We start from the raw sequence: 23,306 nt of genomic DNA, 5'->3' as shown, positions 1-23,306 counted from the left end.
GCACTAGCGGGATGGAGGCAGGTCCACGTCCGCGCCATCCCACAGGTCGCCGCACTCGACCTCGTCGACCCCGTGCTCCAGCAGGTACGCGCGCGCGCCGCGGTCGCCGTCGAGGCTCTCGGCCGCCCACCGCACGTGGTCCCGCCCGATGAGCACCGGATGCCCCGGCCGCCCGCCGTACACGGCTTGCCGTAGCACCCCCGGCCAGGCCCCCTCGACGATCCGTTCGACGACGGATGCTGGCATCCCGGGCAGGTCCACGAGCGTCACCAGTGTGCCGTCGCCGGGTGGAACCGCCTCGAGGCCGGCACGCAGGGACGCCGACATCCCACGCTCCCACTCGGCCGCAATGACTACTCGCACACCCACGGGCACGGGGGCATCGGGCGCCGCCCCCAGCACGACGATCACGTCGTGTGTCACGCTCCGTAGCGCGTCCACGGCGAGCGAAATCCACGGCGTTCCGTCGGCGTCAACCCGCAGCGCCTTCGGCCCGCCGGCCCGAGTTCCGGCTCCAGCGGCGAGCACGATCCCGGTGATTCCCGCCATGGGTACAGTTATACACATGGCCCTGAACGTCACCGACACCGCGCTGCGTGAGGGGCTGGTCGCGAGTCTCGCGGTTCCGCGCTGGGTGCAGGATGTGGCATCCCTCGCGCCCTTCGAGTCGCTCGACGTGCTGCTCGCCGTCGCCTACGACGCGGCCACCCCGCTGAGCGTTGACGAGATCGAGCAGGCCATCGCCCACCACCCGCGTATCGGTGAGAAGCCGAAGGGCGAGGGCACGTCGCAGGCTTTCAGCCGCGCCGAGCAGGGCGCTGATACCGAGTTCGCCGACGAGATCGCCGCGGGTAATCGTGCCTACGAGGAGCGCTTCGGGCGTGTCTTCATCATCCGCGCCGCCGGTCGCAGTCGCGCCGAGATCCTCGCCGAGATCCATCGTCGGCTCGAACTCGACGACGCCACAGAACTCGCCATCGTTGGCGAACAACTGCGCGACATCGCCCTGTTGCGCCTCGAGAAACTCTTCGGAGGGGATGCCGCATGAGCCACGTCACCACACACGTGCTGGATGCCGCGCTCGGTCGCCCCGCGGAGGGTGTGCCCGTCATCCTGTCCGGCCCCGACGGCGAGATCGCTCGCGCCGTCACCAACCCCGACGGCCGCGTGCCGGACCTCGGCCCCGAGCTCCTCGCGGTGGGCGACTACCGTCTCGAGTTCGACACCGGCCTCTACTTCGAGGCCTCGGGCCGCGAGAGCTTCTACCCCCGCGTCGTGGTCGATTTCATCCTCGCCGACGCCGACGCGCACTACCACGTGCCCCTCCTGCTGAGCCCGTTCGGCTACAGCACCTACCGCGGCAGCTGAGCGGTTCCGCCGTTGTAGTCCCAAATGCAGGACATTTGGGGATGCTGCAGCTGAGACCCGCCTCGTTGCAGCGCGGGTGGCTCCGATCTCCTGCATTTGGGATGCGACGACGGGCCGTGCAACGCAAACGGGCGGGAGCGCCGCAGCACCCCCGGCCCGTTGCGCGCAACCGGGCTAGCCCAGCGCGGTGAGCGTGAGCGTCGCGGTGTAGGTGCCCTGCGTGACATCCACCGGCAGCTTCAGCAGCAGGTCAGCACCGATGCGTGCCGATCCGCGCTCGTGGCCGGATGCCGCGGACCCGAGCACCGACGGAACCGAGAGGCCGTCGCCGCCATCGAAGCCCGACTGCACCGAAGCACCAGCAACGGCGCCACCGCCCGCCTCGACAACCTGCGGCGTCCAGCCGAGGTACTTGCCCGAGAAGGTGTCGCTACCGGCGGCGAAGTCGCCGACCTGGGCCGCGATCGACCAGGCCGGTCCAGTAGTGCGGGTGTCGGTCACGCGGATCGGGTTGATCGCGCCGGCTGCCTCGAAGTGGTCGCCCTGGGCCGTTGCCGTGCCGAGGTCGATCAGCTCGTTGCTGCCGTCGATGCTCCACACGAACTCGCCGGGGAGCTGCTCCGGCACGTCAACCTCGAGGATCTGGTCGCCACTGGAGGGTTCCGGCGTTACCGTCTCGGACACGGCCGTGAGCACGGGGCGGGCATTCTGCGCGTCCATCGTCCACACGGTCGTGAAGTCCCAGCCGATGCCCTCGTAGGTCGCCTGCTCCGCCAGCTGCTGCGCGGTGCGGTTGGCTCCGTTGCGGTTGCTGGCCGTGCCATCCGTCACGACCGCTCCGTTGACCGTCGCCGTGTCGAGCGAGAGGTTGTTGGAGTAGGTCGGCGTGCCGTTCTCGCGGGCGAGGATGCGGGCGCGAGGTGTGTTCACGGTCGTGACCGACCCGCTCATCACGACGTTGCCGACCACGCGCGTGCCCGTGTATCCGTAGCCGGTGAGGATGCCACCGTTCTGCACGTCAGCCTTCACGTCGGCCCCCGAGACGTAGTTCCTGGTCAGGATGCCCGATGCCGAGTTCCACGCGACGAGGCCTCCCGCCTCCCAGTTGGAGACGACCGTCGAGTCCGCCGTGTAGCTGTCGCGCACCTCTCCGGTGTTCTCCGCGGCGATGGGGGCCGTGCGCCAGCCGCCCGAGACATCCGCGCCGATCGTGAAGACCTGCTCGATGAGCCCACTGTTGTTCACGGCGACGGCCGCGACACGGGTGGACTGCACGTATCCGCCCGTGACCTTCGAGACGGGCTCGATGAAGCCGAGCTGTCGGATCGTGCCGGAGTTGCTCACGATGAACGCCTTCGACTCGGAGCCTGCGACCTCGAGGCCCGAGATCTTGTGGCCGTTGCCGTTGATCGTGCCCAGGAACAGCGGAACGGGCGTCCACGGCTCCGTGAGCGTGATGTCGGCGGTGAGGTTGAACGTCGCCATCGGGTGCTGGGCGATGAGCGCCAGGTCCGCGGCGTCGTCGATCGAGTAGGCGTTCGAGCCACCCTCGCCGAGGGGGTTGTCGATGGCCTTCGTCGTGATGCGCACCACGAAGCCTCCGCCCGACTTGACCGTCGGGGTGAGCGTCGTGGAGCGGTCGACCGTCGAGGTGGCGCGGTCCATGCTCGTTGACGCGCTCTTGTCGGTGTAGACATCGGCGTTGTACGTGGTGCCCTCCGGGAGGAAGTCGAGCGGGATCGACAGCTGTCCGGGCGCCGTGGTGCCAGCCGTTGCCGCGATCCAGTACTCGCCGTCCGAGGTCTCGCGCACGACCGCCGCGAGGCCGCCGATGGAGCTCTGCGGAAGCATCCAGCTGCGCTTCCACGTGGTGGGCATGTTGGCGATGACGTCGCCCAGGAGGTCGTGGTACTGACCGCCGGGGGCGATGTACGACGGTCGCTCCGAGATCTGCAGGTACGGCATCGAGTACACGAGCGTCGAGGCGAGCTGGTGTGCCCACGTGACGTTGCCGCCCGAACCCGAGAGCAGAAGCGGCGTGTAGTCCGCAGTGCCAGCAACGAGTCGCGTGAACGGTGCGAGCACGTTCTGGTTCGCGTCGTAGCCCGACTGCAGGCCCTTGATCGCCTCGCGGCCGATCTCGTTGGGGTATGTCCGGTTGAGGCCGGTCGGCTCGAGCGGGTTGTGGTAGATCACCATGAGCTGGCGCGCAGCCATGTCGCGGTTCGTGTCGCGGAAGAAGTTGACCTTTGTCTCCGTCTCCTCGTTCGTGTGGTCGATCTTGAGGCCGGCAATTCCCGTCGCCTTGACGAGGTCGAGGTAGGCCTCGCGCAGGTCGGGGTTCTGCAGGCTCACCTGCGGGTACGGGCTTCCGCTGTCATAGGTGACGGTGCTCGTGAATGTCGTGTCGACGCCAGCGGCCTTGTCGTAGTCCGTCCAGAGCCACACCGACACGGGGAAGCTCTTTGCTGCTCCGCGCTCGACGAGGGCCTTGATGTTGGCGAACCGCTCAGCGGTGGTCGAACCCCACGACGAGTGCGTGATGTTGCCCTCGATGAGGATGCCGTCGATCTTGGCTTCGGATGCCGCGTCGATGAGTGCCTGCATGCCCGAGAGCGTCTGGTCGTTGGTCGAGAGGGTCGACCACGAGTTGGTGCCCGGCTTCACCCAGCTGAAGTCACCACCGGGGAAGACAGTCTCATCAATGGGGTCGTTCACCGCGGTCACGATGTCCGAGTTGGTCAGATCGCTGAGGTTGTCGGCGATCGTGATCACACGGAACGGCGAGTGCGTCGTCTGCGGCTTGACCGTGAAGGTGCCCTGACCGTTGTCCGTCGCCCAGTAGTAGGTCGAGATGCTGCCGGACGGGGTGGTCTTCAGCGCGATAGCCGGCCAGTCGAGCACGTTGGCCTCGGTGATGTTGGCGACGTGACCGTCGGTGGTCTGGACAGTCGGCAGCACCGTGATGTTCTGGTTCCCGGCCGATCCGAACGTGCCGCGGCTGAACGAGTTCTGCAGGTCGTCAATGGTGCTGGATGTCACGACCTGGTAGTTCAGCGTCGACGCTGGGTCGAACGCGAAGGTGGTGTTCTCCTTCGACACAACGGTGCCAGCGAGCGACGGGTCTAGCACGTAACGGAGTGCGACACCCGCGTCGAACACGCGGACCTCGACGGAGACGAGGCTGCCAGAGGCGGAGACAAGCGGGATGACGCTCGTGTTGCGGTGGTCGCGACCGGTGTCGTGGAAGCCGATCAGGGGGTACGTGGCATCCGTCGTCGACGTCGTGGGGGTGCCGAGCGTGACCGCGGTTCCCCAGTCCTTGCCGTCAACGACGAGGCCGAGCGTGGAGGGCTTGACGACGGTGACGCCGTCCTGGGTGACGCTGTAGCTCAGGGTTCCGGCGGCGTCGGTGGACACTGTGGCGACGGTGAGTCCGTCGGGGCTCGTCGTTGCGACCTGTGCTGCGAAGTCACTGGGTTCCTCGGTGGGCGGGTTCGTCGGCTCGATGACGGGGGGAGTGGTCTGCTCCGCGACGGCCTTGAGGTGGGGTTCACCGTTAGTGCTGAGCGTCCAGATCGTGGAGAAGTCCCAGCCGATGGCCTCGTACGTGGCTTGCTGGGCGAGCTCCGTCGCAGTCTTGCCCAAACCCTGTCGGTCGGTCGCCGTGCCCGTCACGGTCGCACCGCCGACGGTGTTGGTCGAGAGCGCGAGGTTGTTCGAGAGGGTCGCACCCTTGTTGCCGACGCTCGTGTTGTTCTGTCCGAGGATGCGGCCGATGTTGTTGGCCGACTGGCCGGAGCCCTGCGCGACGGTGCCCGCGAGGGCCACAGCGCCGGAGATCGTGGCGGTGCTGTAGCTGTAGCCGCTGATCGCGCCGATGTTGCGCGTTTCGGTGACGAACGTGCCGCCGGCCCACACGTTCGTGATGCGCTCGGTGCCTGCGTTGTCATTGCGGGCCGCGATGCCGCCAGCCTCCCAACCGGAGTGCACCGTTCCACGGAAGTAGCTGTTGCTGATCGTGCCGCCGGTGAAGTTGTCGGCGACGATTCCTCCCGTGCGCCATCCTCCGTCGACGCTGCCGAGCACGTACACCTGGTCGATGAGACCGTAGTTCTGCGCGGCGACGGTGGCCTTCTTTGTTGCCGTTGTCTGGCTCTCGGCGGAACTGGTGCCGCTGATCGAGACCTGGCTGAAGCCGATCTCCTTGACCGTGCCGCGGTTGTTGTAGATCAGGGCGGCGGAGCGGTTGACTCCGCTCGAGGTCGTGTAGGCGGTCGACGTCGAGAAGTCGACGGTCAGGCCGAAGACGGTGTGCCCGTCACCGTCGAGCACTCCGGCGAAGTTGTTCATCATGGGCACAGGGGTGGTGAGCACGATGTCGGACGCCAGCGCGTAGCTTGCCGCAGCGGCGGCGGTGCCCGCCGTGTCCGCGTTCACTCCGTCGATGAACGACCGGAATCCGGCGTCGTCGCTGATCCGGTAGGGGCTCTCGGCGGTGCCGGACCCTTCCAGCCCGGATGCCGGGGCCGCGAGCATCGCGGACGTGAGGCCGACGGCCACGAGGGCGGCCGCGAGTCCCGCGGCGAGGAACGAGCGCGGGTGTCGCGCGGACAACAGTTGCTGCAGGGGCATGAATATCTCCGTGAGGGAATGCGCATGGCGACCCTCCGGGGAGCATTGCTCGGCCCGCGAGTCGGCCTGGGTCGCTGCAAGAGTGTTGGCGGTGGGAGACTCAGCGCCTGCAAGCGAATGAAGAACGTCTCGCCGCGAGGTGAACACTTCCCCCGTGAAAGTGAATGCCGGCGCGAACGAGTCCTACAGCACGGTGAACCGGAGTGCATCGGGGTCGAGAACGCCGCGATCGATCAAGCGAGAGCGCACCGCCTCGTACTGCTGGATGAGTCGATCGGATGCACCAGCCTCCACCAGAACGTGGGCACGGGCGGGTGCATCGCTCAGCGGGCGGCTGACGGTGGGTAGCCCGAGCAGACGACGGGATGCCGCGATCCGCTCGAGGTTCCGAACCTGCTCGTCGCCCGACCATCCGAAGAGCTCCAGGTCCACGTGGGCCTGGGCCGCCGCGAACCGCAGCTCCGGCGCGCGGGACGTGTAGGCGCGCACCAGCTCGAGTCGTCCGTGCTCGTCGGCGACGACCGCGTCCGGTGCCGCTGAGAAGAACGGTGCGCCGCCGGGGATGGGTGCCGGGAGCAGCGCCTCCTGCGTGGTGACGACGGACGTGGCATCCGTCAGCGGGCCCGACACGAGGGGCGCGTAGTCCTGCGTGAGCATCCCGAACCGGCCGAGTGCATTCACTGCGAAGTGCGTGCGGGATGACACCTCCGAGAGTGCCCGCGAGGCGAACGTCACCGCGCGCGCCACGGGCCCCGCCGAGGCCGAGTTCGGGTGCCAGAACGAGTCGAGCGTCACCGCAGCGAGCTTGGTGAACGGGCGTCGTGCGCTCACCTGAAAACGCACCGGGGACCAGTCGATGTCGAGGATGCCGATCGTGCCGGAGACGATGCGCGCGCGGTGCATCTGGGCCTGGTTGTCCGACCAGAGGTGGAGGTCGGCACGTGGCGATGCCGACCGCACCCACTCGGTCAGCGGGGCGAGCGAACCGCCCTCCGCGAAGGCCGCGACGAACTCCACCGCGGGCGCGCGCAGCCACGGTTTCGTCCCCTCGCCGACTCTCACCCTTCCAGCATGCTTGACGACCAGAGGCGAAAGTCCCAAGGGGGCCAACCTTTACGACCGAGTAACCACGATGAAACAGGCGCGTAACAGCGCGCCGCGACAGTAGTACCTGTCACTTGGTGTTCTGGGAGCCTCGACTCGTTCGAGCCATGACCGGAAGACGGGAAGTGTGTGGTCGTTCACGACCGCCCATAACCGACTCCGTTCTGAGGAAGCTCCGACCATGACATTCCGCGTTCCCGCTATCGACATCTCTCCCTACATCTCCGGCTCGCCGGATGACGCCGCAGCCCGCGACCGTGTGGCCCGCGAGTTCGCCGCGGCCTGCCGCGAGGTCGGCTTCGTGCAGGTGCACGGGCACGGCATACCCGCAGACGTCATCGACGGGCTCGCCGCGGCATCCGACGACTTCTTCGTCGGCCTCGAGCCCGACGCCAAGAAGAAGTACCAGACCCCTCCCGGCATCAATCGCGGGTACTCGCCGCCCAAGTCGGAGGCCACGAGCCTGAGCCTCGGCGTCGAGCCGGCCAACAAGATGAATGACTTCTTCGAGGCGTTCAACGTCGGGCTCACCGTCGACGACTACGACGCGGACGACCTGCTCGAGGAGCAGTACCAGCAGAACGTGTGGCCGGATGTGCCGCTCTTCCGGGAGCGGGTCGAGACATACATGCAGCACGCGCGCGCCGTCTCCCAGACCCTCATGCGGATGAGCGCCGACGCGCTCGAGCTGCCCACCGACTTCTTTGACGCCGCGTTCGAGCACGCCACAGGCACCATGCGCATGAACAACTACGCGCTCACGCCCGGCATGAACGTCACCCTCGACGGCGAGCTTCGGGGCATGGGTGAGCACACCGACTTCGGCGTCATCACCGTGTTGTGGGCCGATCGCGTGCGGGGGCTCCAGGTGCTCGGCACGGACGGCGGATGGCACGACGTGCAGCCCGACGAGGGTGCACTGCTCATCAACCTCGGTGACATCACCGCACGGTGGACCAACGAGCACTGGATGTCGACGCTGCATCGGGTGAAGCCGCCCGTGATCGACGGCACGATCATCCGTCGTCGCAGCGTCGCCTACTTCCACGGCTGCAACTGGGACGCGATCGTCGAGCCGCTGCCCGAGCTGCTCGCGGAGGGCGAGGCACCGCTCTACGAGCCCGTGACCGCGACCGAGCACATGCGGGCGAAGCTCGCGGGCACTCGGGCCGGTGTGCTCAACACCAAAGCGGAGCGCGAGGGCGCCCGCGTGATCTCCGCGAAGTAGATACCGATGGGAGCAGCAATGACCTCACCAACGGAAGGCCCCCGCGTCGAGGTCGCGGGCGTCGGCAAACAGTACGGGTCCGGAGTGCGCGCCGTCGACGCGATCGCGAGCCTGGACCTGCAGCTTCGCCCCGGCACGACGACCGCTCTCGTCGGCCCGTCGGGCTGCGGCAAGTCCACCCTCCTGCGCATCATTGCGGGACTCGACCACCCGACGAGTGGCTCGGTCACGATCGACGGTGAGTCACCCGACGCCTACCGCGCTCGCGGGGACATCGCGGTGGCGTTCCAGGACCCGGCCCTGCTGCCGTGGCGCAGCATCGAGTCCAACCTCTCGCTCGCGCTCAAACTCACCCGCAGGCCGGCCGACGCCGAACGCATCGCGCACCTCTTGAAGCTCGTCGGTCTCGAGGGCTTCGAGAAGTCGCGGCCGGCGCAGCTTTCCGGCGGGATGCGGCAGCGCGCTGCGATCGCGAGGTGCCTCGTCACCCAGCCCCGGCTGCTCCTCCTCGACGAACCGTTCGGGGCGGTGGACGAGCTCACCCGCCGCCGCCTCAACCTCGAGTTGCCCGTCATCTGGCAGAGCCAGCCGACGACCACCCTCCTCGTCACGCACTCGATCACTGAGGCCGTGCTCCTGAGCGACGAGATCATCGTGCTCAGTCCCCGGCCGGCACAGATCGTTGCTCGCGTCGACGTGGAGATCGAGAAGCCGCGACGCGCCGACCAGCTCACGAGCCCCGAGTTCGTGGACCTCGTTGCCCGGGTCGAGCACCACCTCGGTATCGATTCACAGGCCGCGATTCCCGCATGACCGTTACACAGCACACCACCACCCAGCACCGCCAGAACCAGCACCGTTCCTTCCCGGCACCATCCACGAAAGGCGTTCCCATGGTCACCACAGCCCCCACCCACCGCATCACCCGACGAAAGCTGACGGCGGCCCTCGCGGCCGTCGCGACGGCAGGGCTGCTCGCAGCCTGCGCGGCTCCCGCCGAGACATCCGAATCCGCTGTCGACGACAGCCCCGTGCGTTTCGCCGTCAACTGGGTGGCCGACGTCGAGTGGGCCTCCCTGTACGTCGGTGAGAGCGAGGGCTACTTCGAGGATGAGGGTGTCTCCATCGAGATCGTCCACGGCGGCCCCAACACGCCGGCGGTTGCCCAGGTGCTCGCGGCTGGCCAGGCCGACATCGGCATCGCCTCAGACGAACTCCAGCTCATCAAGGCCAACGAGGAGGGCGCCGACTACGTCGTGATCGGTGCGATGTACCAGCAGTCGCCCTCGTCGTACACGTGGCTGAGTTCGACGGACATCTCGACCGCGGAGGACCTCGTCGGCAAGCGCATCGGTGGCATCCAGGGCGACCAGATCCGCATCGACGCGCTCTTCAAGATCAACGACCTCGAGCCCGACTACACCTTCGTGCCGATGAGCTACGACCCGCAGCCGCTCGTCGATGGCGAGGTCGACGTCATCACGTCCTACGCGACCAACCAGCCCATCCAGCTTCGACAGGCCGGCACGGATGTCACGGACCAGACCTTCTCCGAGTTCGGCCTCAAGGCCTACGGCGACGTGATCTTCGCCTCCCGCGCCTACCTCGAGGAGAACGAGGACAAGGTGATCGCGGCCCTCAAGGCGCTCATCGCGGCGACCGAGGCGAACATGGCCGACCCGTCCATCGCGGTGGACCTCACGGTCAACGAGTACGCGAAGGACAGCGGGCTCGACGAGGCCTTCGCGACCGAGGCCAACGACGGCTACATCTCCTTCATCGAGAGCGACTACACGGACGCCAACGGCATCCTCAGCGTCGACCCCGAGTACATGGAGAACGAGGTCTTCGCGGGCTACCTCGCCGCGGGTGAGACCGACCTGCCGGATGTCGCGGACTTCGTCGACACCTCGTACATGAAAGCCGCGCACGGCCAGTAAGGCTCCGCCCACTCCATGAAGATCACCGCCGTCACCCCCGTCATCCTCGGCTACCGCAAGTCGGACCCGCCGATGTCGCGCAGCTTCGCGCTCGTGCGCATCGACACCGACGCAGGTATCACCGGGTGGGGCGAGGCGAGCACCAACTGGGGACACAGCTACCCCACAGTGTTCGCCTCGGCGGTGACCGACATCTGCGCCTCGGCGCTGGTCGGCCAGGAGCCCCGAGCGATTCGGGCGCGCCTGGCCGACCTGCACGCGCGCATGGACGGCTACCTCGGCTGGGACGGCTTCACGTCGCAGACGATCGGGGCGATCGAGATGGCGCTGTGGGACATCCTCGGCAGGTCCGTGGATGCGCCCGTCTGGCAGCTGCTCGGCGGCGACGGCGGGGCGTTGGACCTGTACGGAACGGGCACGACCATGTTCGAGGCATCCGGCCAGTGGCATGCCGAGTACTTCGACCAGGCGCTCGCCGCCGGGTTTGGTGCTGTGAAGGTTCGACTCGGCCGCACGCAGGAGGCGGACGTCGACGTGGTGCGCCAGGTGCGTGAGCACGTGGGGGAGTCGGTGCGCATCGGGGTCGACTCGTACTGGTTCCACGACGCGCGGTCGGCGCTGGCACTCGCGGAGAAGCTGACCGACCTCGGTGTGTTCTTCTTCGAGGAGCCTCTTCCGCAGTATCGGGCCGCGGAGCTCGCGTGGCTTGCCGAACGGAGCCCGATCCCTATCGCGGTGGGGGAGCGGGTCTTCTCGCCGCGGCAGTACGGCGAGCTCGCACGAACTCGGGCCGCCGGTGTCTTCCAACCGGATGCCTCGATCTGCGGCGGAATCCTCGCGAGCCTCGAGATCGCCGACCTCGCAGCGCAGGCGGGCATCGCGGTGTATCCGCACGTGGGGGGACCGACGGCAGTGGGGCTCGCAGCCAACCTGCACTGGGCGAGTGTGGCATCCGTGCCGCTGCTCGAGTACGACATCGACCCGTACCAGCCGCTCGTCGACGAACTCAGCCCTTCGCTCGCCCTCAGCGCGATCAGCGACGGGATGCTCGCACCGCCCACCGGGCCCGGCCTCGGCGTCGAGGTGCCGGACGACATCGCGGAGCGCTTCCCGTACATCCCGGGCGAGACCTACGCCGACGTTTTTCCGCAGCACGAACGCGGAACAGGAGAACCAGCATGAACGAGATCGCCAGCACGGCAGCGCCTGTCTTCGTCAGAGCGCGGCAGCCGAGGCCGTGGGCCGGTTGGGGGCGTGCACGTACGACCGGCGCCTACGCCGCAGGTGTTCTCGTGCTGCTCGCCGCGTGGGAGATCGCTGGGCGCGCGGGTCTGGCCGACGGCTTCGTCATCACGCCGGGGGAGGCCGTCGCCACCGTCTTCGACAACAAGTACCGAGACCTCTACTGGAGATCGGCCGGCGCCACGTTCTCGGCCGCCGCGATCGGGCTCGTCATCGGTGGTGTGCTCGCGGCGATCTCCGCGCTCCTCGCGCACCAGGTGCGGTCGTTGCGACGCATCGTCGACCAGTTCGCAGCGCTCGCCAATTCGGCTCCCTGGGTCGCCGTCGGGCCGGTCGTGCTCGTCGTCGCGGGCCGCGAGAGCGGGCCGGTCGCCATCGCCGCGCTCGCCGTCTACTTCTACTTCTTCGTCTCCATCTCGGTCGGGCTCTCGGCCAGCGAGGGTTCGCTGCGCGACCTCTTCTCCTCCCTGGGCGCCTCGGGATGGCGCACCGCGACGCTCCTCACGATTCCCCGGGCACTGCCGTCCCTCGCGGAGGGCTTCAAGCTCGCGGCCCCCGCCGCACTCGCCGGCACGATCTACGGCGAGTGGTACGGGTCATCCACCGGGCTCGGGGTGCTGCTGATCTCTGGGATGCAGGGCGGCGACGTTCAGCGGCTGTGGGCGGCGTCGGTGCTCGCGGCCGCTGGCGGAATGGTCGCGTTCGGCGTGGCCGCGCTCGCGCAGTGGGTGCTGCGTCGGCGTTACGGGGTCGGGATCGTGTCGCGCAGCGAGCCGGACACGCGGACGACCCGGGTTCGTGTCATCCAGACCACGCTCGAGGTCGTGGGTATCGCTGTGGTGCTCATCGGGGCCTGGCAGCTGTGGATCACGGTTGGCAAGGTCTCGCCACTCATCGTGCCGGCGCCTGCCGCCGTCTTCGCCGACCTCGTGTCGCGGCCGCTCGAGTACGCGACGCTGGTCGGTCAGACCCTGTCGACTGCCTCGCTCGCCCTGCTCCTCGGCGTCGCCGTCGGCGTCGTGCTAGCGATCGTCGCGCGGCTATCGACGTTCACCTCCGGGCTCGTCGTGCCCGCCATGGTGCTGCTCACGGCGACTCCGCTCGTGGCGATGTTCCCGCTCCTCGCACGCTTGTTCGGCTACCGGGACAGCACGGTCGTTGTGATCGCCTCGGTACTCGTGATCCTGCCGGCCTTCGTGTACACGAGGTCGGGTCTGGATGCGGCGCTGCCCCAGCACCGCGACGTGGCGCGTTCGCTCGGGGCATCCGCCACCGCCACGTTCCGGTGGATCGGCCTCCCGAGCGCCCTGCCCCACATGTCGACGGGCCTGCGCATTGCGGCGAGCTCGGCGATCATCGCCACTGTCATCGGCGAATCGCTCATCGGAACCACCGGCCTCGGGGTCGAGTTCACCTACCAGTACCGCCTGCTCACGATGGCGCCCGCATTCGGTGCGGCGATCCTCATCGTGCTGCTGTCACTGCTGGTCTTCACCGTCTTCGGCTGGATCGACCGCCGAATCCACCAACGCTGGGGAGCCTGATGCCCGTTCTCACCAATGCCGACATCGTGCGCGAGTATCACGAGCGCGTCTGGGTGCGCGACGACCTGACTGCGATCGACGAGTGCTGGTCGCCGTCGGCTTCGGTCGCCGTCACGGGTTTCGAGAGTTCGACGCTCGATGCCATCCGAGAGGATGTCGCCCGCTACCGTGGCGCGTTCACCGAGGTCGAAGCGCACATCCTCGACCTCATCGCCGAGGGTGACAAGGTCGCGCTGCACTGGCGCACCTCCGGTCTCCACGTGGGCCCCTACGGATCGGTGGCAGCAACGGGTCGCGTCATCACCATGGAGGGCATGGACATCTTCCGGGTGGAGGACGGCCTCATCGTCTCGTGCCAGTCCTTGTGGGATGGCCTCAGCGTGTACGAGCAACTCGGGGTGCTCGATTACCCTGAGTAACCCTCCCAGGCACCTCACGGAGGTGGACTGAGGCTGATTCCCACACCGTGCTGCGGCTCAGCGGCGCTCACCACCCCGTGCGCAGCAGGTGCTGCACGATGAGCGCGAACGTGACCTGCAGCACGAGACCCCCTCGGCGCCAGCGTTCGGGTAGCAGGGCGGTGCCCACGAGCAGCCAGGGCACGAACGGCAGCCAGATGCGCTCCACCTCGGCTTTGCTCATCTGCGAGAGGTCGGCGATCAGGATCGTGGATGCCGCAGCCAGCGTCAGGAGCACGACCACCCGGTCTCCGCTCGTCCACTCCCGCCAGCGCCGCACTCGGGCGACCGCGCCGGCGACCGCGGAACCGACGAGCGGGCCCGCGCTGATCGACAGTGCGGCGAGGTTGCCCCATATCCAGTAGCCCGCAGGCCTCCGCGTGGCGATGCCCGCCCAGTAGCGCTCGACCAGCACGGGGTAGGCCTGCCACCACGCGAAGCCGCCCGCCGCGAAGCTCAGCGCGACGGTCGCCGCGCCCCCGAGCGCCCACGGCAGAGCCCACCACGATCGCGCGATCACGAGGATCGCGACCGCCAGGACGCCGAGTAGCGGCAGGCCGTAGGAGAGGAACACGCAGTACCCGAGAACGAGCCCCGACCCCACCCCGCCCAGGGCGAGGACCCGCCGGCGCTTCGCGGTGGCCGCGACCGACAGAAGGTACAGGCCCCACGCGGCGAAGGCCGCGAACATGGCGTCAGCGGAGACGGCCATCCAGATCGCGGCGGGCCCGAACACGAGGAGCGGTGCTGCACGGCGAGCCGCGTCATCCGCCCCCAGCCGACGCAGGGTGAGCAGCACCGCGACGGGCACCGTGGCCGCGAGCAGAAGCACGACCGTTCCCGCGGCAGGCCAACTGCCGAGGCCAAGCGTCACGAGAACCCAGAAGAACAGCACCGCCCCGGGTGGGTGGCCCGCGATGTGGATGGGCCAGTGATCTACCGAGTCGAGCGGGATGTGGGCGATGTAGTCGGCCAGGAAGGCCGGAACGTCGCTGATGGTGCTGGCCGTCCGCAGGTACTCGTGACGGCTCCCGAGGATGGCGCCCAGGCCGGAGGGGCCGTCGACGAGGGCGAGGCTCGCGAGCCAGAGCGCGGCGGTTCCGAAGGCGGCGGGAAGCAGTCCGCGCCACGGTAGCCGCGCAGCCAGATCGACGGCGAAGCGTGCCGCGAGAATCGCGAGAACGATCGCGGGAATGGTGCCGGGGCCCACGTGCGGAGCCCATTCTGCGTGCAGAGGCGGAAAGTGGTTGGCCCACACCTCCCAGGCGGTCAGCGCGGGGATCGCGACAGCCGTGACGATGAGTGCGGATGCCACACCCACCCCGATCCACGCAGACCTCGCGCGGATCGGGGTGGTGGTGGTGGCCTTTCCGCCCGGCACGGTCTACCCCCTGGCGAGCGCGACGAAGGCGCGCCCACCAGCCGACCACTGGGACGACACGACGAGTCCGGCCTGTCGTGCGTGCCGACGAAGTGCCACCGCGCCCACCTCGGCCCACGCGAACGGGAGGCTCGCCCGCCCCAGGTCGTCCACGAGCCTGGCGGTGAATCGCCGGTCACGTCGTGCCGCGGCGTGCGTCTCCACCACCAGCAGCCCCTGGGCGTCGATCAGGCTCGCGCACCGCTCGATAAGGGTCGTAGGATCGCCACCGATCCCGATGTTGCCGTCGAGCAGCAGCACGGTGCCCCATGATCCCTCACGCGGGAGCGGATCGAAGACCGACCGACGGAGCACCGGGAGGCCGCGTTCATGGGCGAGTGCCACGGCGGTGGCCGAGACATCCACTCCGAGCGCCCGCCGGCCGGCCTGCACGGCAGCCTCGACGAGTCGTCCCGGCCCGCATCCGAGATCGAGGACCCCGCCTCGTGTGCGCGTCAGGATGTCGCGGTCGACGGTGTCCGGGGCGCCTCGGTACCGCGACACCTCCAGGCTGGCCGCCCTCGAACCCCCTGCCCGGGTGCCGAACTCGTGCAGGCGCACGTCTCGCTGTGGGTCGCGCAGGGCGAGCTCGTAGGGGTGGTCGGCGGCGAGACCGAAGGTGCCGTGAGCTGGCCCCGCGAGGAGGGGTGATGACATCTTCCGAGCGTAGAAAGCCACGGACGCGAGGTGGCCCGGCAAACCTTACAAGGTGGGGACGACCGCCCCCGTATCCCTCCGGCGCCTGTCGGATCGCAGCGCACGAACCTATCCTGTGTGCATGGGCTCCACCACCTCGATTGCCGCGCGCCGCGACGTGCTTGCCGACCGACGCGTGCTCGTCGTTGAGGATGACCCGACCGTGCGTGAGGTCGCGTGCAACTATCTCAAGGCCGCAGGATTCGTCGTCACCTCGGCGCCCGACGGATTCGCCGCGCTTGATGCCGTGGAACGGGAACGTCCGGACCTCATCGTGCTCGACCGCATGCTCCCCGGTATCGACGGCGCGGAGGTGTGCCAGAGGATCCGACGCACCCTTCAGGTTCCCATCATCATGCTCACGGCCCTCGGATCGACCGAGGATCGCATCAGCGGGCTCGAGGTCGGAGCAGACGACTACCTCACCAAGCCGTTCTCGCCGCGAGAACTGGTGCTGCGCGTCAAGTCCATTCTGCGGCGCAGTGTCACCGAACTGACCCCGGAGTCCGCCTTCACCCTCGGCGATTTCTGGATCGATCCTGCCGCCCGCATCCTCCGCAAGAACGACCAGGAGATCGCGTTGTCCGCTCGGGAGTTCGACCTGTTCGCCTTCCTGCTGAAGCATCCCCGCCAGGCGTTCAGTCGCGAGCAATTGCTCAAGTCCGTGTGGAACTGGGACATCGGAGATCTCTCGACCGTCACCGTAACGGTGCGCCGCGTGCGGGAGAAGATCGAGGATGATCCGACCGAGCCGACAGCGCTCGTGACCGTCTGGGGCGTCGGCTACCGCCTCGACCTTGCGGGGAGCGATGCTCTCCCTCGCTGACATCGGCATCATCGCCGGGATCGCACTGCTGTGCTCACTTGTCGTGGCCATGCTTGCGATCGTCGTGCTGCGCCTCGTGCGGCGAGCCTCGATGTACGTGCACCTCTCGGTCATCGTCGCCGCGGCGATCCTCTCCGTAACTCTCGGCATGATCGCGACGGCGCAGTACATGTATGTCTCCGAGCATGACCTCGTCGTCACGTTCGCCGTCGCCGCATCCTCGGCGGTTGTGACCCTCGGCCTCGCCGTTGTGCTGGGTCGAGCCTTTGCCCGGCGCAGCGAACGGGTGCGGATGCTCGCCGCAGCGCTCGGGCAGGGCCAGCGCATCTCGCCCGACGTCACGGAACGGGAGAGCAGCGAGCTCGCTGCCCTCTCGGCGGAACTCGCGGCAACGGGGGAGCGGCTGGCACTGGCTCGGGAGCAGGTCGAAGCGGCCGAGGCATCCCGTCGGGAACTCGTCGCGTGGATCTCGCACGACCTGCGCACGCCGCTTGCCGGTCTTCGTGCCATGGCGGAGGCGTTGGAGGATGACCTCGCCGACGATCCCGTGCGCTTCCACCGCCAGATCCGCGTGCAGGTCGACCGGCTCTCCGCCATGGTCGACGACCTCTTCGAACTTTCGAAGATCACGTCGGGGACGCTCACCCTGAATCGCGGACCGGTGTCGCTCTACGACCTTGCGAGCGATGCGGTCGCCGAGCTCGCCCCCATCGCGGCAGCGCGGCAGGTCGAGCTCGTTGCGCCGGAGCGCGGCGACTTCCTCGTCATGGGCGACCCACAGGAACTCACGCGTGTCGTCGGCAACCTGCTCATGAACGCGATCCAGCACTCGCCACCGTCGAGCCGAATCCTCGTGACCACCCGGCACGGCGAGGAAGACGACGTCGTGCTCGCAGTCGAGGACGCCGGTGGTGGCATCGCCGAGGCCGATCTCTCGAAGGTGTTCCAGGCGGGATGGCGCGCCACGACCTCGCGGACACCCTCCGAACTGTGGGGCCGCTCGGCAGGCGCAGGGCTCGGACTCGCGATCGTGCAGGGCATCGTCGAGGCACACGATGGCGCCATCACGGTGTGCAACGTGCCGGGGGGTTGCCGCTTCGACGTGCGCCTTCCCCGCCACGACGCCGTCGCCGCATAACTGTCACCACCCCGTCACCGTCTCGGCCGGACAGCGGGGGTGTGCCGAACCTACAGTGACGACATGACCAGAGGTTCGGCATGCTCCTGATCGCTGAGCGCACGCAGCGTGTGCTCCATGAGCTGCGTCACGCGCTCATCGCGCCGTCGCGTCGGCCCCGCACGACCGTCGTTGTGGGCCGCGTGCTCGGTATCGCCTTCCTGCTGTGCTTCGCAACCGGCCTCTACAGTCACTTCCTCCAGGAGCCGCTGCCGGGCATGGCATTCCTTACGAGGCCCGTCTGGATCTACCAGCTGACGCAGGGCATCCACGTGACGGCGGGAATCGCCTGCATACCCCTGCTGCTCGCCAAGCTCTACACGGTATTCCCGAGGCTGTTCACCTACCCGCCAGTGACGTCGTTGGCGAACCTCCTCGAGCGCGCCTCGATCGCGCTGCTCGTCTCGGCTTCGCTCGTGCAGGTCACCATCGGCCTGCTCAACACCTACCAGCTGTACCGGTTCTTCCCGTTCTCGTTCCGTACAACGCACTGGGTGCTCTCGTTCGTCATCATCGGGTCGCTCCTCGTGCACCTCGCGGTCAAGCTTCCCGTGATCGCGGCCCACTGGCGCGCGTCGGATGCCACGCCAGCACCCGATCCGGACGCGGTGCGCGACGTCCCTGACGAGCTTCGCCGTGTCACGGGTCGACGAATGGACGGGGGCCTGACCGGTCGGCTCTTCGCGTGGATCGACCGCGAAGAGCCCATCGCGGAGCCGGACGCGCGTGCTGCCGTCAGCAGGCGCGGCTTCCTCGCGACGGTCACGCTTGCGACCGCGACAGTCGTGGCCTTCACGGCGGGCCAGTCGACGCGTGCGCTCGCGGGGCTCAACCTGTTCGCTCCGCGGGCCATGGGCGTGGGGCCTCAGGGGCTTCCGGTGAACCGCACGGCTCGGGCCGCGGACGTGGTGGAGGCCGCGACATCCGCCGACTGGGCGCTCACGGTCGTCCACGGCGAGAGGAGCGCGGTCTTCAGCCTCGCGGATCTGCGTGCCCTCCCGCTCACCGAGGCGCGCCTGCCGATCGCGTGCGTCGAGGGGTGGAGCCAGGATGCCACGTGGCGCGGCCCACGCGTTCGCGACCTGCTCGACGCCGTCGACGCGCCTCACGACGCATCCGTTCGCGTCGTGAGCCTGCAGACCAACAGCAGGTACGGCCACAGCACGCTCTCGCCTGAGTTCGCCCGCGACGAGCTCACCCTCGTCGCCCTCGACCTCGAGGGGGAACCACTGCATCTCGACCACGGCTTCCCTGCCCGCCTGATCGCGCCGGCCCGGCCGGGTGTGCTGCAGACCAAGTGGCTGAGTGTTCTCGAGGTGATCGTATGAGGACGGCGCGGATGGCGCTCGCCGCCGCGGGAATCGTGGTGCTCGCAATCGGTGCCGTGCTGGCTCTCACGGAGCTGCGGCCCAGCTGGTACGCCAGCATCGCGCTGTGGCTCATCGCCGCGCTGGTGATCCACGATGGCGTCATCGCCGTCGGGGTGCTCGGTGTCTCGATTCTCGCGCGTCGCGCGTCGCGCAGGATCCCCTTCGCGGTCGTGCTCGTCATCCAGGGGGCCGCGGTGATCGCGGCGATCGTCATCGCTCTCGTCGTTCCGGAGATCATCGGGCAGGCGTTCGGCACGGCCAACTCGAGCGTGCTCCCGCTCGACTACGTGCGCAACCTCCTCGGCTTCCTTGCAGCGCTCGTTGCGCTCGCGGCCGCGACGTCGGCCGGAATCGTGATCATGGGTCGGTTCAGAGAGCGAGCGTCGACGAAAGCTCCGTGAACTGCCGCGCGAAGGAGGTGTCGGGGGCGAGTTCGGCGACGGCCCTGGCATCCTCGACCGTGTCGACATCGCGGAGGGGCGGCAGGAGTCCGATCTCGAGTCCCGCAGCGACGAGCCGCTCGCGCTGCAGCGCACCCGTGTCGGACCGGGACATGGGGATGCCACGCACGAGGTCGCCGCGCGGCCGGCGCAGGCCGAGCGCCCAGAACCCGCCGTCCTCCGCGGGCCCGAACCACGCCGCGGGACCATCGTCACGAGCCAGGCCCTCGAGCGCAGGCTGGATGTGCGCGGTCGTCACCTGCGGGGTGTCCATACCGATGAGCAGTGTCGGCTCGTCGAGCTTGTCGAACAGCGTGGCAAGGCGCTCGTCGAGTTCTCCGTCGGACTGGGGGAGGAGCTCGAGGTCTCGCGCGCTCGCGGGAACCCGCGACCCCGAGTAGTAGAGAATGCGTCGAGTCGCGGCCGACTGCATCATCGTGGCAGCGGTGTCGTCGATGCTCGCGGCTGCGAGGCTGGCCGCGTCCTCGAGGCTGAGCGGTGGGTGCAGCCTCGTCTTCACCCGACCCGGGAGCGGCTCCTTGGCGATGAGTACGAGCGCCGTCACGATGCCTCCCGACGATGTGCGTCGACCTCGGAAGGCTCCGTCGGTGCGGCAAGCAGCCTCGACATGTCCGAGATCGCCGTGAGCGTTCCACGTACGGTTCCCGTCACCTTCGATCGTCCAACACGCGGCGAGTAGGGCACGGGCACCTCGCGCACACGCCAGTGCGCCTCGTGGGCGCGCAGCAGCATCTCGAGCGGATAGCCGCTCCGGCGATCCTGCAGGTCGAGTGCGACGATGTCCGCCCGGCGAGCGGCCCTCATGGGGCCGAGGTCGTGAAGAGCGAGCCCCGTGCGAGCCCGGATGAGCCCGGCCAGCACGCCATTGGCCAGGCGCGCATGCCACGGCCACGCTCCGCCGGAGGTCGCGCGACGACGGCCGAGCACGAGATCGGCGCGACCCTCGAGTATCGGGTCGGCCACCGTCGGCAGGTCGGCGGGGTCGAGGGAGGCGTCGGCATCGCAGACCGCGAGGACGGGAGCCGATGCCGCCAGCACTCCGGCATGCACGGCCGCGCCGAAGCCCCGGCGGGGCTCGGCGACCACGAGGGCGCCGTGCTCGCGTGCGACGGCGGCCGTGGCATCCGTAGAACCGTTGTCGACGACGATCGCCCGATAGCGGTCGGGAAGGCGCGAGAGCACCCAGGGAAGCGCCTGCTCCTCGTTGAGGCTGGGCAAGATCACGTCGACCTCGGTCATGCGACGGCCTCGCGCAGGAGAGCGGTCGCGAACTCTCGCATACCCTCCTCGAAGGTCACCGTCGGACGCCAGCCCAGCTCGGCGCGAAGTCGAGCCGAAGAGGCCGTGATGTGGCGCACGTCGCCGAGGCGGAACTCGCCCGTCACGACCGGTGCCACACCGTGTGCGTGAGCGGTGATCGCACTCGCGAGATCGTGGATCGTGTGCACCTCGCCGCTCGCGACGTTGAAGGCTCGGCTGTGCCCAGGCCCCGCGGTCATGGCCGCGTCGATAGCTGCGAGGTTCGCGGATGCCACGTCCCGGACGTGCACGAAGTCCCGGCGCTGGCGGCCGTCCTCGAACACCCGCGGGGCCTCGCCGCGCTCAACGGCGCTGCGGAAGAGCGACGCCACTCCGGCGTACGGGGTGTTGCTGGGCATCCCCGGCCCGTACACGTTGTGGTACCGCAGGGCGATCACGACGCCACCCGTCGAGCGCGCCCACGCGCTCGCGAGGTGCTCCTGGGCGAGCTTGGTCGCAGCGTAGACGTTGCGCGGGTCGAGCGGGAAGTTCTCGTCGATGAGCTCGGGCACGAGGGGCGTGCCGTCGGCATCGAGAGGGTCGAAGCGGCCCGCTTCGAGGTCGGCGAGCAGGCGCGGACTCGGTCGCACCGGGCCGCTCGGTGAGCCGTAGGCGCCCTCGCCGTAGACGACCATGGAGCTCGCGAGCACCAGCCGCCGCACGGATGAACCGGCCATCGCCGCCAGCAGGGTCGCGGTGCCGAGGTCATTCGACGAGACGTAGTCGGGGGCGTCCGAGAAGTCGACGCCGAGGCCGACCTTCGCGGCCTGGTGGCACACGACGTCGACCCCGCGCAGCGCGTCGGCCAGCGCGGAGGTGTCACGAACATCCGCTCGGATGCCGCTCCCGATGCTCGCGGAGGGCCCGTGAACGTCGGGGCGCAGGGAATCAAGCACGACGACCTCGTCGCCACGGGAGCGCGCCGCCTCGACGATCTGGCTCCCGATGAAGCCGGCGCCGCCCGTGACGAGGATTCTCACGCGGCCCTGCCGGCGAGCACGAGGTCGATCTCCGCGCGGTCGATGAGCTCGCGTCCGGCGTAGTCCGCGGGGATGGCCGCCGCGATGCTCTCGATCGCACCGATAATGCGCGGCTGGGCCGCCCGCAGACGGGAAAGCACGGCATCCGCCGTCACCGTGTCGCCGGGCGTCGCGTCGTTGTCGGTCACGTAGACGAGCGTCACCGTGCCCATGCCGAGTTCTGCCGCAAGAGGTACCTCGGGGTAGAGCGTCATATTCACGAGATGGGCACCAGCCTCTCGGAACCACAGCGACTCCGCACGTGTGGAGAACCGCGGCCCCTGGATGACCGCGACCGTTGCCGTCGGGCGCACCTCAGGCCCGAGGGAGGCGATCGCGACCTTCCTCAGTACGGGACAGAACGGATCGGCCGACGGCAGGTGCTGCACGTGATCGCCGTCGAAGAAGGTGTCTGCGCGACCGTAGGTGCGATCGAGGTACTGGTCGACGAGGGCGAGTGAATCGATGGGGTAGTCGGGGCTCACGGCGCCCACGGCCGCCGTCGAGACGATCGCCCGCACCCCCACCGAGGCGAGTGCCCACACGTTGGCGCGAAAGTTGATGCGATGGGGTGGCACGGTGTGACCGGCCCCATGGCGCGGAAGGAAGACGGCGTCGCGCCCGGCGAGCGTGCCGAAGGTGAGCGTTGCCTGGCCGTAGGGGGTATCGGTGACACGGGTGAGCGAGGCGTCCGGGTCGAAGAGGCTGTAGAGCCCCGAGCCGCCGATGATGCCGAGCGGTGCAGGTCCGCCGTGAGTGGGAGTGCGTGTCATCCGGTGAGTCCTTCCTCGAGGTGCGCGATCGGGTCGTACCAGCCCTGCTCGATCACGAAGGCTTGAACGACCTTGTCAATGCCCAGGGCAACGGCGAGTCCCACGACGACCATGAGCACACCGATGGTGACGCGGAACCAGCCGCGCGGAGCCGAGAGCCAGCCGAGTTTGCGGGCGAAGGCCTGACCGAGGAAGGCGACAAGCAGGAGGGCCCCGGCGAGCCCCACGGCGTACGCGACGATGTAGAGCAGACCCTCGGCAAACGACGCGGGGAGCACGGTCGCGATGATGAGCGCGTACGTGGGGGAGCAACTGCTGAACGTGGGGCCGAGCGAGGCACCCAGAAGGATGTCACCGGCTATGCCCCCACGACGGTAGGAGCGGTCCATCGCCTCGTTGGCCCGGCGCTGCAGGCCGGTCGCGGTCATGATGCGCTCCCAGGCCTGCGGGAAGAGAAGGGTGAGGCCGAAGGCGACGACGATCGTCCCCGCGAGAATCTGCCACACCTGCTGGGGAACGCCGAGCAGGCTCGTCGTTGCCTTGAGCAGGAGCGTGAAGACGATGACCGAGACCGCGAGGCTCGCAGCGATGACGAGGGGCCTGAACCACTGGCGCTGTGCGACCTCGGACGAGGCATCCGTGCGCACGATCGAGCCGCCGACGATGACAGGCAGCAGGGGCAGCACGCACGGGGCTGCGACCGTGAGTACTCCGGCGACGAACGAGACGAGAAGAAGGGTGGGCAC

22 protein-coding genes are annotated in these 23,306 nt (G+C 68.6%); 12 read left to right on the top strand and 10 right to left on the bottom strand.

What is annotated here, in order from left to right; all coding sequences use genetic code 11:
• Positions 1 to 3: 3 nt before the first annotated feature.
• Positions 4 to 549: an NTP transferase domain-containing protein gene (locus tag HDC94_RS13065; RefSeq protein ID WP_179498245.1), complete on the bottom strand. Its 546-nt coding sequence runs from the start codon at positions 547 to 549 to the stop codon at positions 4 to 6.
• A 16-nt stretch (positions 550 to 565) separates the two neighbouring features.
• Here HDC94_RS13065 and uraD point away from each other — a divergent pair, with 16 nt between their 5' ends.
• Both uraD and uraH read left to right on the top strand, forming a co-directional pair.
• The gene (gene uraD, locus HDC94_RS13060) at positions 566 to 1,048 is read left to right on the top strand and encodes a 2-oxo-4-hydroxy-4-carboxy-5-ureidoimidazoline decarboxylase (protein ID WP_179498243.1); all 483 of its coding nucleotides are present in this window, start codon (positions 566 to 568) and stop codon (positions 1,046 to 1,048) included.
• Complete coding sequence (uraH, locus tag HDC94_RS13055; protein ID WP_179498241.1) at positions 1,045 to 1,368, top strand: hydroxyisourate hydrolase; 324 nt, start codon at positions 1,045 to 1,047, stop codon at positions 1,366 to 1,368. The genes uraD and uraH overlap by 4 nt, the downstream gene beginning before the upstream one ends.
• A gap of 174 nt (positions 1,369 to 1,542) precedes the next feature.
• Here uraH and HDC94_RS13050 read toward each other — a convergent pair whose 3' ends face one another.
• The gene (locus tag HDC94_RS13050; RefSeq protein WP_179498239.1) at positions 1,543 to 6,003 is read right to left on the bottom strand and encodes a glycoside hydrolase family 97 protein; all 4,461 of its coding nucleotides are present in this window, start codon (positions 6,001 to 6,003) and stop codon (positions 1,543 to 1,545) included.
• Between the two features lie 183 nt (positions 6,004 to 6,186).
• On the bottom strand, positions 6,187 to 7,065 hold the full coding sequence (locus HDC94_RS13045) for a hypothetical protein (RefSeq protein ID WP_179498237.1): 879 nt from the start codon (positions 7,063 to 7,065) through the stop codon (positions 6,187 to 6,189).
• A gap of 223 nt (positions 7,066 to 7,288) precedes the next feature.
• Here HDC94_RS13045 and HDC94_RS13040 point away from each other — a divergent pair, with 223 nt between their 5' ends.
• The 6 genes from HDC94_RS13040 to HDC94_RS13015 all read left to right on the top strand — a co-directional run bounded on the left by HDC94_RS13040 (position 7,289) and on the right by HDC94_RS13015 (position 13,480).
• Complete coding sequence (locus tag HDC94_RS13040) at positions 7,289 to 8,335, top strand: isopenicillin N synthase family oxygenase (RefSeq protein WP_179498235.1); 1,047 nt, start codon at positions 7,289 to 7,291, stop codon at positions 8,333 to 8,335.
• A gap of 18 nt (positions 8,336 to 8,353) precedes the next feature.
• Complete coding sequence (locus tag HDC94_RS13035; protein WP_179498233.1) at positions 8,354 to 9,148, top strand: ABC transporter ATP-binding protein; 795 nt, start codon at positions 8,354 to 8,356, stop codon at positions 9,146 to 9,148.
• A gap of 80 nt (positions 9,149 to 9,228) precedes the next feature.
• Positions 9,229 to 10,275 carry an ABC transporter substrate-binding protein gene (locus HDC94_RS13030; RefSeq protein ID WP_179498231.1) on the top strand — a complete coding sequence of 349 codons (1,047 nt, stop codon included), beginning with the start codon at positions 9,229 to 9,231 and terminating at the stop codon, positions 10,273 to 10,275.
• 15 nt (positions 10,276 to 10,290) lie between these two features.
• Positions 10,291 to 11,457: a mandelate racemase/muconate lactonizing enzyme family protein gene (locus HDC94_RS13025; protein ID WP_179498229.1), complete on the top strand. Its 1,167-nt coding sequence runs from the start codon at positions 10,291 to 10,293 to the stop codon at positions 11,455 to 11,457.
• Positions 11,454 to 13,061 (top strand): ABC transporter permease, encoded by a 1,608-nt coding sequence (locus tag HDC94_RS13020; protein ID WP_179498227.1) that lies wholly within the window; start codon positions 11,454 to 11,456, stop codon positions 13,059 to 13,061. Before HDC94_RS13025 ends, HDC94_RS13020 begins: the two co-directional genes overlap by 4 nt.
• Positions 13,061 to 13,480 carry an ester cyclase gene (locus HDC94_RS13015; protein ID WP_179498225.1) on the top strand — a complete coding sequence of 140 codons (420 nt, stop codon included), beginning with the start codon at positions 13,061 to 13,063 and terminating at the stop codon, positions 13,478 to 13,480. The genes HDC94_RS13020 and HDC94_RS13015 overlap by 1 nt, the downstream gene beginning before the upstream one ends.
• A gap of 67 nt (positions 13,481 to 13,547) precedes the next feature.
• Here the strand turns inward: HDC94_RS13015 and HDC94_RS13010 are convergent, their stop codons facing one another.
• Positions 13,548 to 14,900: a hypothetical protein gene (locus HDC94_RS13010; protein ID WP_218870581.1), complete on the bottom strand. Its 1,353-nt coding sequence runs from the start codon at positions 14,898 to 14,900 to the stop codon at positions 13,548 to 13,550.
• Positions 14,901 to 14,903: 3 nt separating this feature from the next.
• The gene (locus HDC94_RS13005) at positions 14,904 to 15,596 is read right to left on the bottom strand and encodes a class I SAM-dependent methyltransferase (RefSeq protein ID WP_179498223.1); all 693 of its coding nucleotides are present in this window, start codon (positions 15,594 to 15,596) and stop codon (positions 14,904 to 14,906) included.
• Positions 15,597 to 15,717: 121 nt separating this feature from the next.
• Here HDC94_RS13005 and HDC94_RS13000 point away from each other — a divergent pair, with 121 nt between their 5' ends.
• From HDC94_RS13000 to HDC94_RS12985, 4 genes are all read left to right on the top strand, one after another.
• Positions 15,718 to 16,461 (top strand): response regulator transcription factor, encoded by a 744-nt coding sequence (locus HDC94_RS13000; RefSeq protein ID WP_179498221.1) that lies wholly within the window; start codon positions 15,718 to 15,720, stop codon positions 16,459 to 16,461.
• The gene (locus HDC94_RS12995; protein WP_179498219.1) at positions 16,445 to 17,599 is read left to right on the top strand and encodes a sensor histidine kinase KdpD; all 1,155 of its coding nucleotides are present in this window, start codon (positions 16,445 to 16,447) and stop codon (positions 17,597 to 17,599) included. Before HDC94_RS13000 ends, HDC94_RS12995 begins: the two co-directional genes overlap by 17 nt.
• Before the next feature lie 80 nt (positions 17,600 to 17,679).
• The gene (locus HDC94_RS12990) at positions 17,680 to 18,966 is read left to right on the top strand and encodes a molybdopterin-dependent oxidoreductase (RefSeq protein WP_179498217.1); all 1,287 of its coding nucleotides are present in this window, start codon (positions 17,680 to 17,682) and stop codon (positions 18,964 to 18,966) included.
• Complete coding sequence (locus HDC94_RS12985; RefSeq protein WP_179498215.1) at positions 18,963 to 19,409, top strand: hypothetical protein; 447 nt, start codon at positions 18,963 to 18,965, stop codon at positions 19,407 to 19,409. Before HDC94_RS12990 ends, HDC94_RS12985 begins: the two co-directional genes overlap by 4 nt.
• Here HDC94_RS12985 and HDC94_RS12980 read toward each other — a convergent pair.
• From HDC94_RS12980 to HDC94_RS12960, 5 genes are read right to left on the bottom strand one after another with little or no spacing between them, the layout of a single operon-like run.
• Positions 19,378 to 20,013, bottom strand: a complete 636-nt coding sequence (locus HDC94_RS12980; RefSeq protein ID WP_179498214.1) for a DUF2064 domain-containing protein — start codon at positions 20,011 to 20,013, stop codon at positions 19,378 to 19,380. The genes HDC94_RS12985 and HDC94_RS12980 overlap by 32 nt on opposite strands.
• Positions 20,010 to 20,708 carry a glycosyltransferase family 2 protein gene (locus HDC94_RS12975; protein WP_179498212.1) on the bottom strand — a complete coding sequence of 233 codons (699 nt, stop codon included), beginning with the start codon at positions 20,706 to 20,708 and terminating at the stop codon, positions 20,010 to 20,012. Before HDC94_RS12975 ends, HDC94_RS12980 begins: the two co-directional genes overlap by 4 nt.
• On the bottom strand, positions 20,705 to 21,748 hold the full coding sequence (locus HDC94_RS12970; RefSeq protein WP_179498210.1) for an NAD-dependent epimerase/dehydratase family protein: 1,044 nt from the start codon (positions 21,746 to 21,748) through the stop codon (positions 20,705 to 20,707). Before HDC94_RS12970 ends, HDC94_RS12975 begins: the two co-directional genes overlap by 4 nt.
• Positions 21,745 to 22,560 carry an MTAP family purine nucleoside phosphorylase gene (locus tag HDC94_RS12965; RefSeq protein WP_179498208.1) on the bottom strand — a complete coding sequence of 272 codons (816 nt, stop codon included), beginning with the start codon at positions 22,558 to 22,560 and terminating at the stop codon, positions 21,745 to 21,747. The genes HDC94_RS12970 and HDC94_RS12965 overlap by 4 nt, the downstream gene beginning before the upstream one ends.
• Positions 22,557 to 23,306: a cytochrome c biogenesis protein CcdA gene (locus tag HDC94_RS12960; protein WP_179498206.1), complete on the bottom strand. Its 750-nt coding sequence runs from the start codon at positions 23,304 to 23,306 to the stop codon at positions 22,557 to 22,559. The genes HDC94_RS12965 and HDC94_RS12960 overlap by 4 nt, the downstream gene beginning before the upstream one ends.

Source organism: Leifsonia sp. AK011, assembly GCF_013410945.1.
In the GTDB taxonomy this organism is placed as follows: Bacteria; Actinomycetota; Actinomycetes; order Actinomycetales; family Microbacteriaceae; genus Rhodoglobus.
The sequence above is the reverse complement of the archived record's forward strand: the minus strand, read 5'-3'. Positions and strand labels throughout refer to the sequence as shown.

Coding starts and splice junctions, on each gene's coding strand:
- HDC94_RS13020 (WP_179498227.1), top strand. CDS start 11,454: ATGAACGAGATCGCCAGCACGGCAGCGCCTGTCTTCGTCAGAGCGCGG.
- uraH (WP_179498241.1), top strand. CDS start 1,045: ATGAGCCACGTCACCACACACGTGCTGGATGCCGCGCTCGGTCGCCCC.
- uraD (WP_179498243.1), top strand. CDS start 566: ATGGCCCTGAACGTCACCGACACCGCGCTGCGTGAGGGGCTGGTCGCG.
- HDC94_RS13065 (WP_179498245.1), bottom strand. CDS start 549: ATGGCGGGAATCACCGGGATCGTGCTCGCCGCTGGAGCCGGAACTCGG.
- HDC94_RS12995 (WP_179498219.1), top strand. CDS start 16,445: ATGCTCTCCCTCGCTGACATCGGCATCATCGCCGGGATCGCACTGCTG.
- HDC94_RS13015 (WP_179498225.1), top strand. CDS start 13,061: ATGCCCGTTCTCACCAATGCCGACATCGTGCGCGAGTATCACGAGCGC.
- HDC94_RS13050 (WP_179498239.1), bottom strand. CDS start 6,003: ATGCCCCTGCAGCAACTGTTGTCCGCGCGACACCCGCGCTCGTTCCTC.
- HDC94_RS13025 (WP_179498229.1), top strand. CDS start 10,291: ATGAAGATCACCGCCGTCACCCCCGTCATCCTCGGCTACCGCAAGTCG.
- HDC94_RS12965 (WP_179498208.1), bottom strand. CDS start 22,560: ATGACACGCACTCCCACTCACGGCGGACCTGCACCGCTCGGCATCATC.
- HDC94_RS12990 (WP_179498217.1), top strand. CDS start 17,680: ATGCTCCTGATCGCTGAGCGCACGCAGCGTGTGCTCCATGAGCTGCGT.
- HDC94_RS13000 (WP_179498221.1), top strand. CDS start 15,718: ATGGGCTCCACCACCTCGATTGCCGCGCGCCGCGACGTGCTTGCCGAC.
- HDC94_RS12985 (WP_179498215.1), top strand. CDS start 18,963: ATGAGGACGGCGCGGATGGCGCTCGCCGCCGCGGGAATCGTGGTGCTC.
- HDC94_RS13005 (WP_179498223.1), bottom strand. CDS start 15,596: ATGTCATCACCCCTCCTCGCGGGGCCAGCTCACGGCACCTTCGGTCTC.
- HDC94_RS13040 (WP_179498235.1), top strand. CDS start 7,289: ATGACATTCCGCGTTCCCGCTATCGACATCTCTCCCTACATCTCCGGC.
- HDC94_RS12975 (WP_179498212.1), bottom strand. CDS start 20,708: ATGACCGAGGTCGACGTGATCTTGCCCAGCCTCAACGAGGAGCAGGCG.
- HDC94_RS13035 (WP_179498233.1), top strand. CDS start 8,354: ATGACCTCACCAACGGAAGGCCCCCGCGTCGAGGTCGCGGGCGTCGGC.
- HDC94_RS13030 (WP_179498231.1), top strand. CDS start 9,229: ATGGTCACCACAGCCCCCACCCACCGCATCACCCGACGAAAGCTGACG.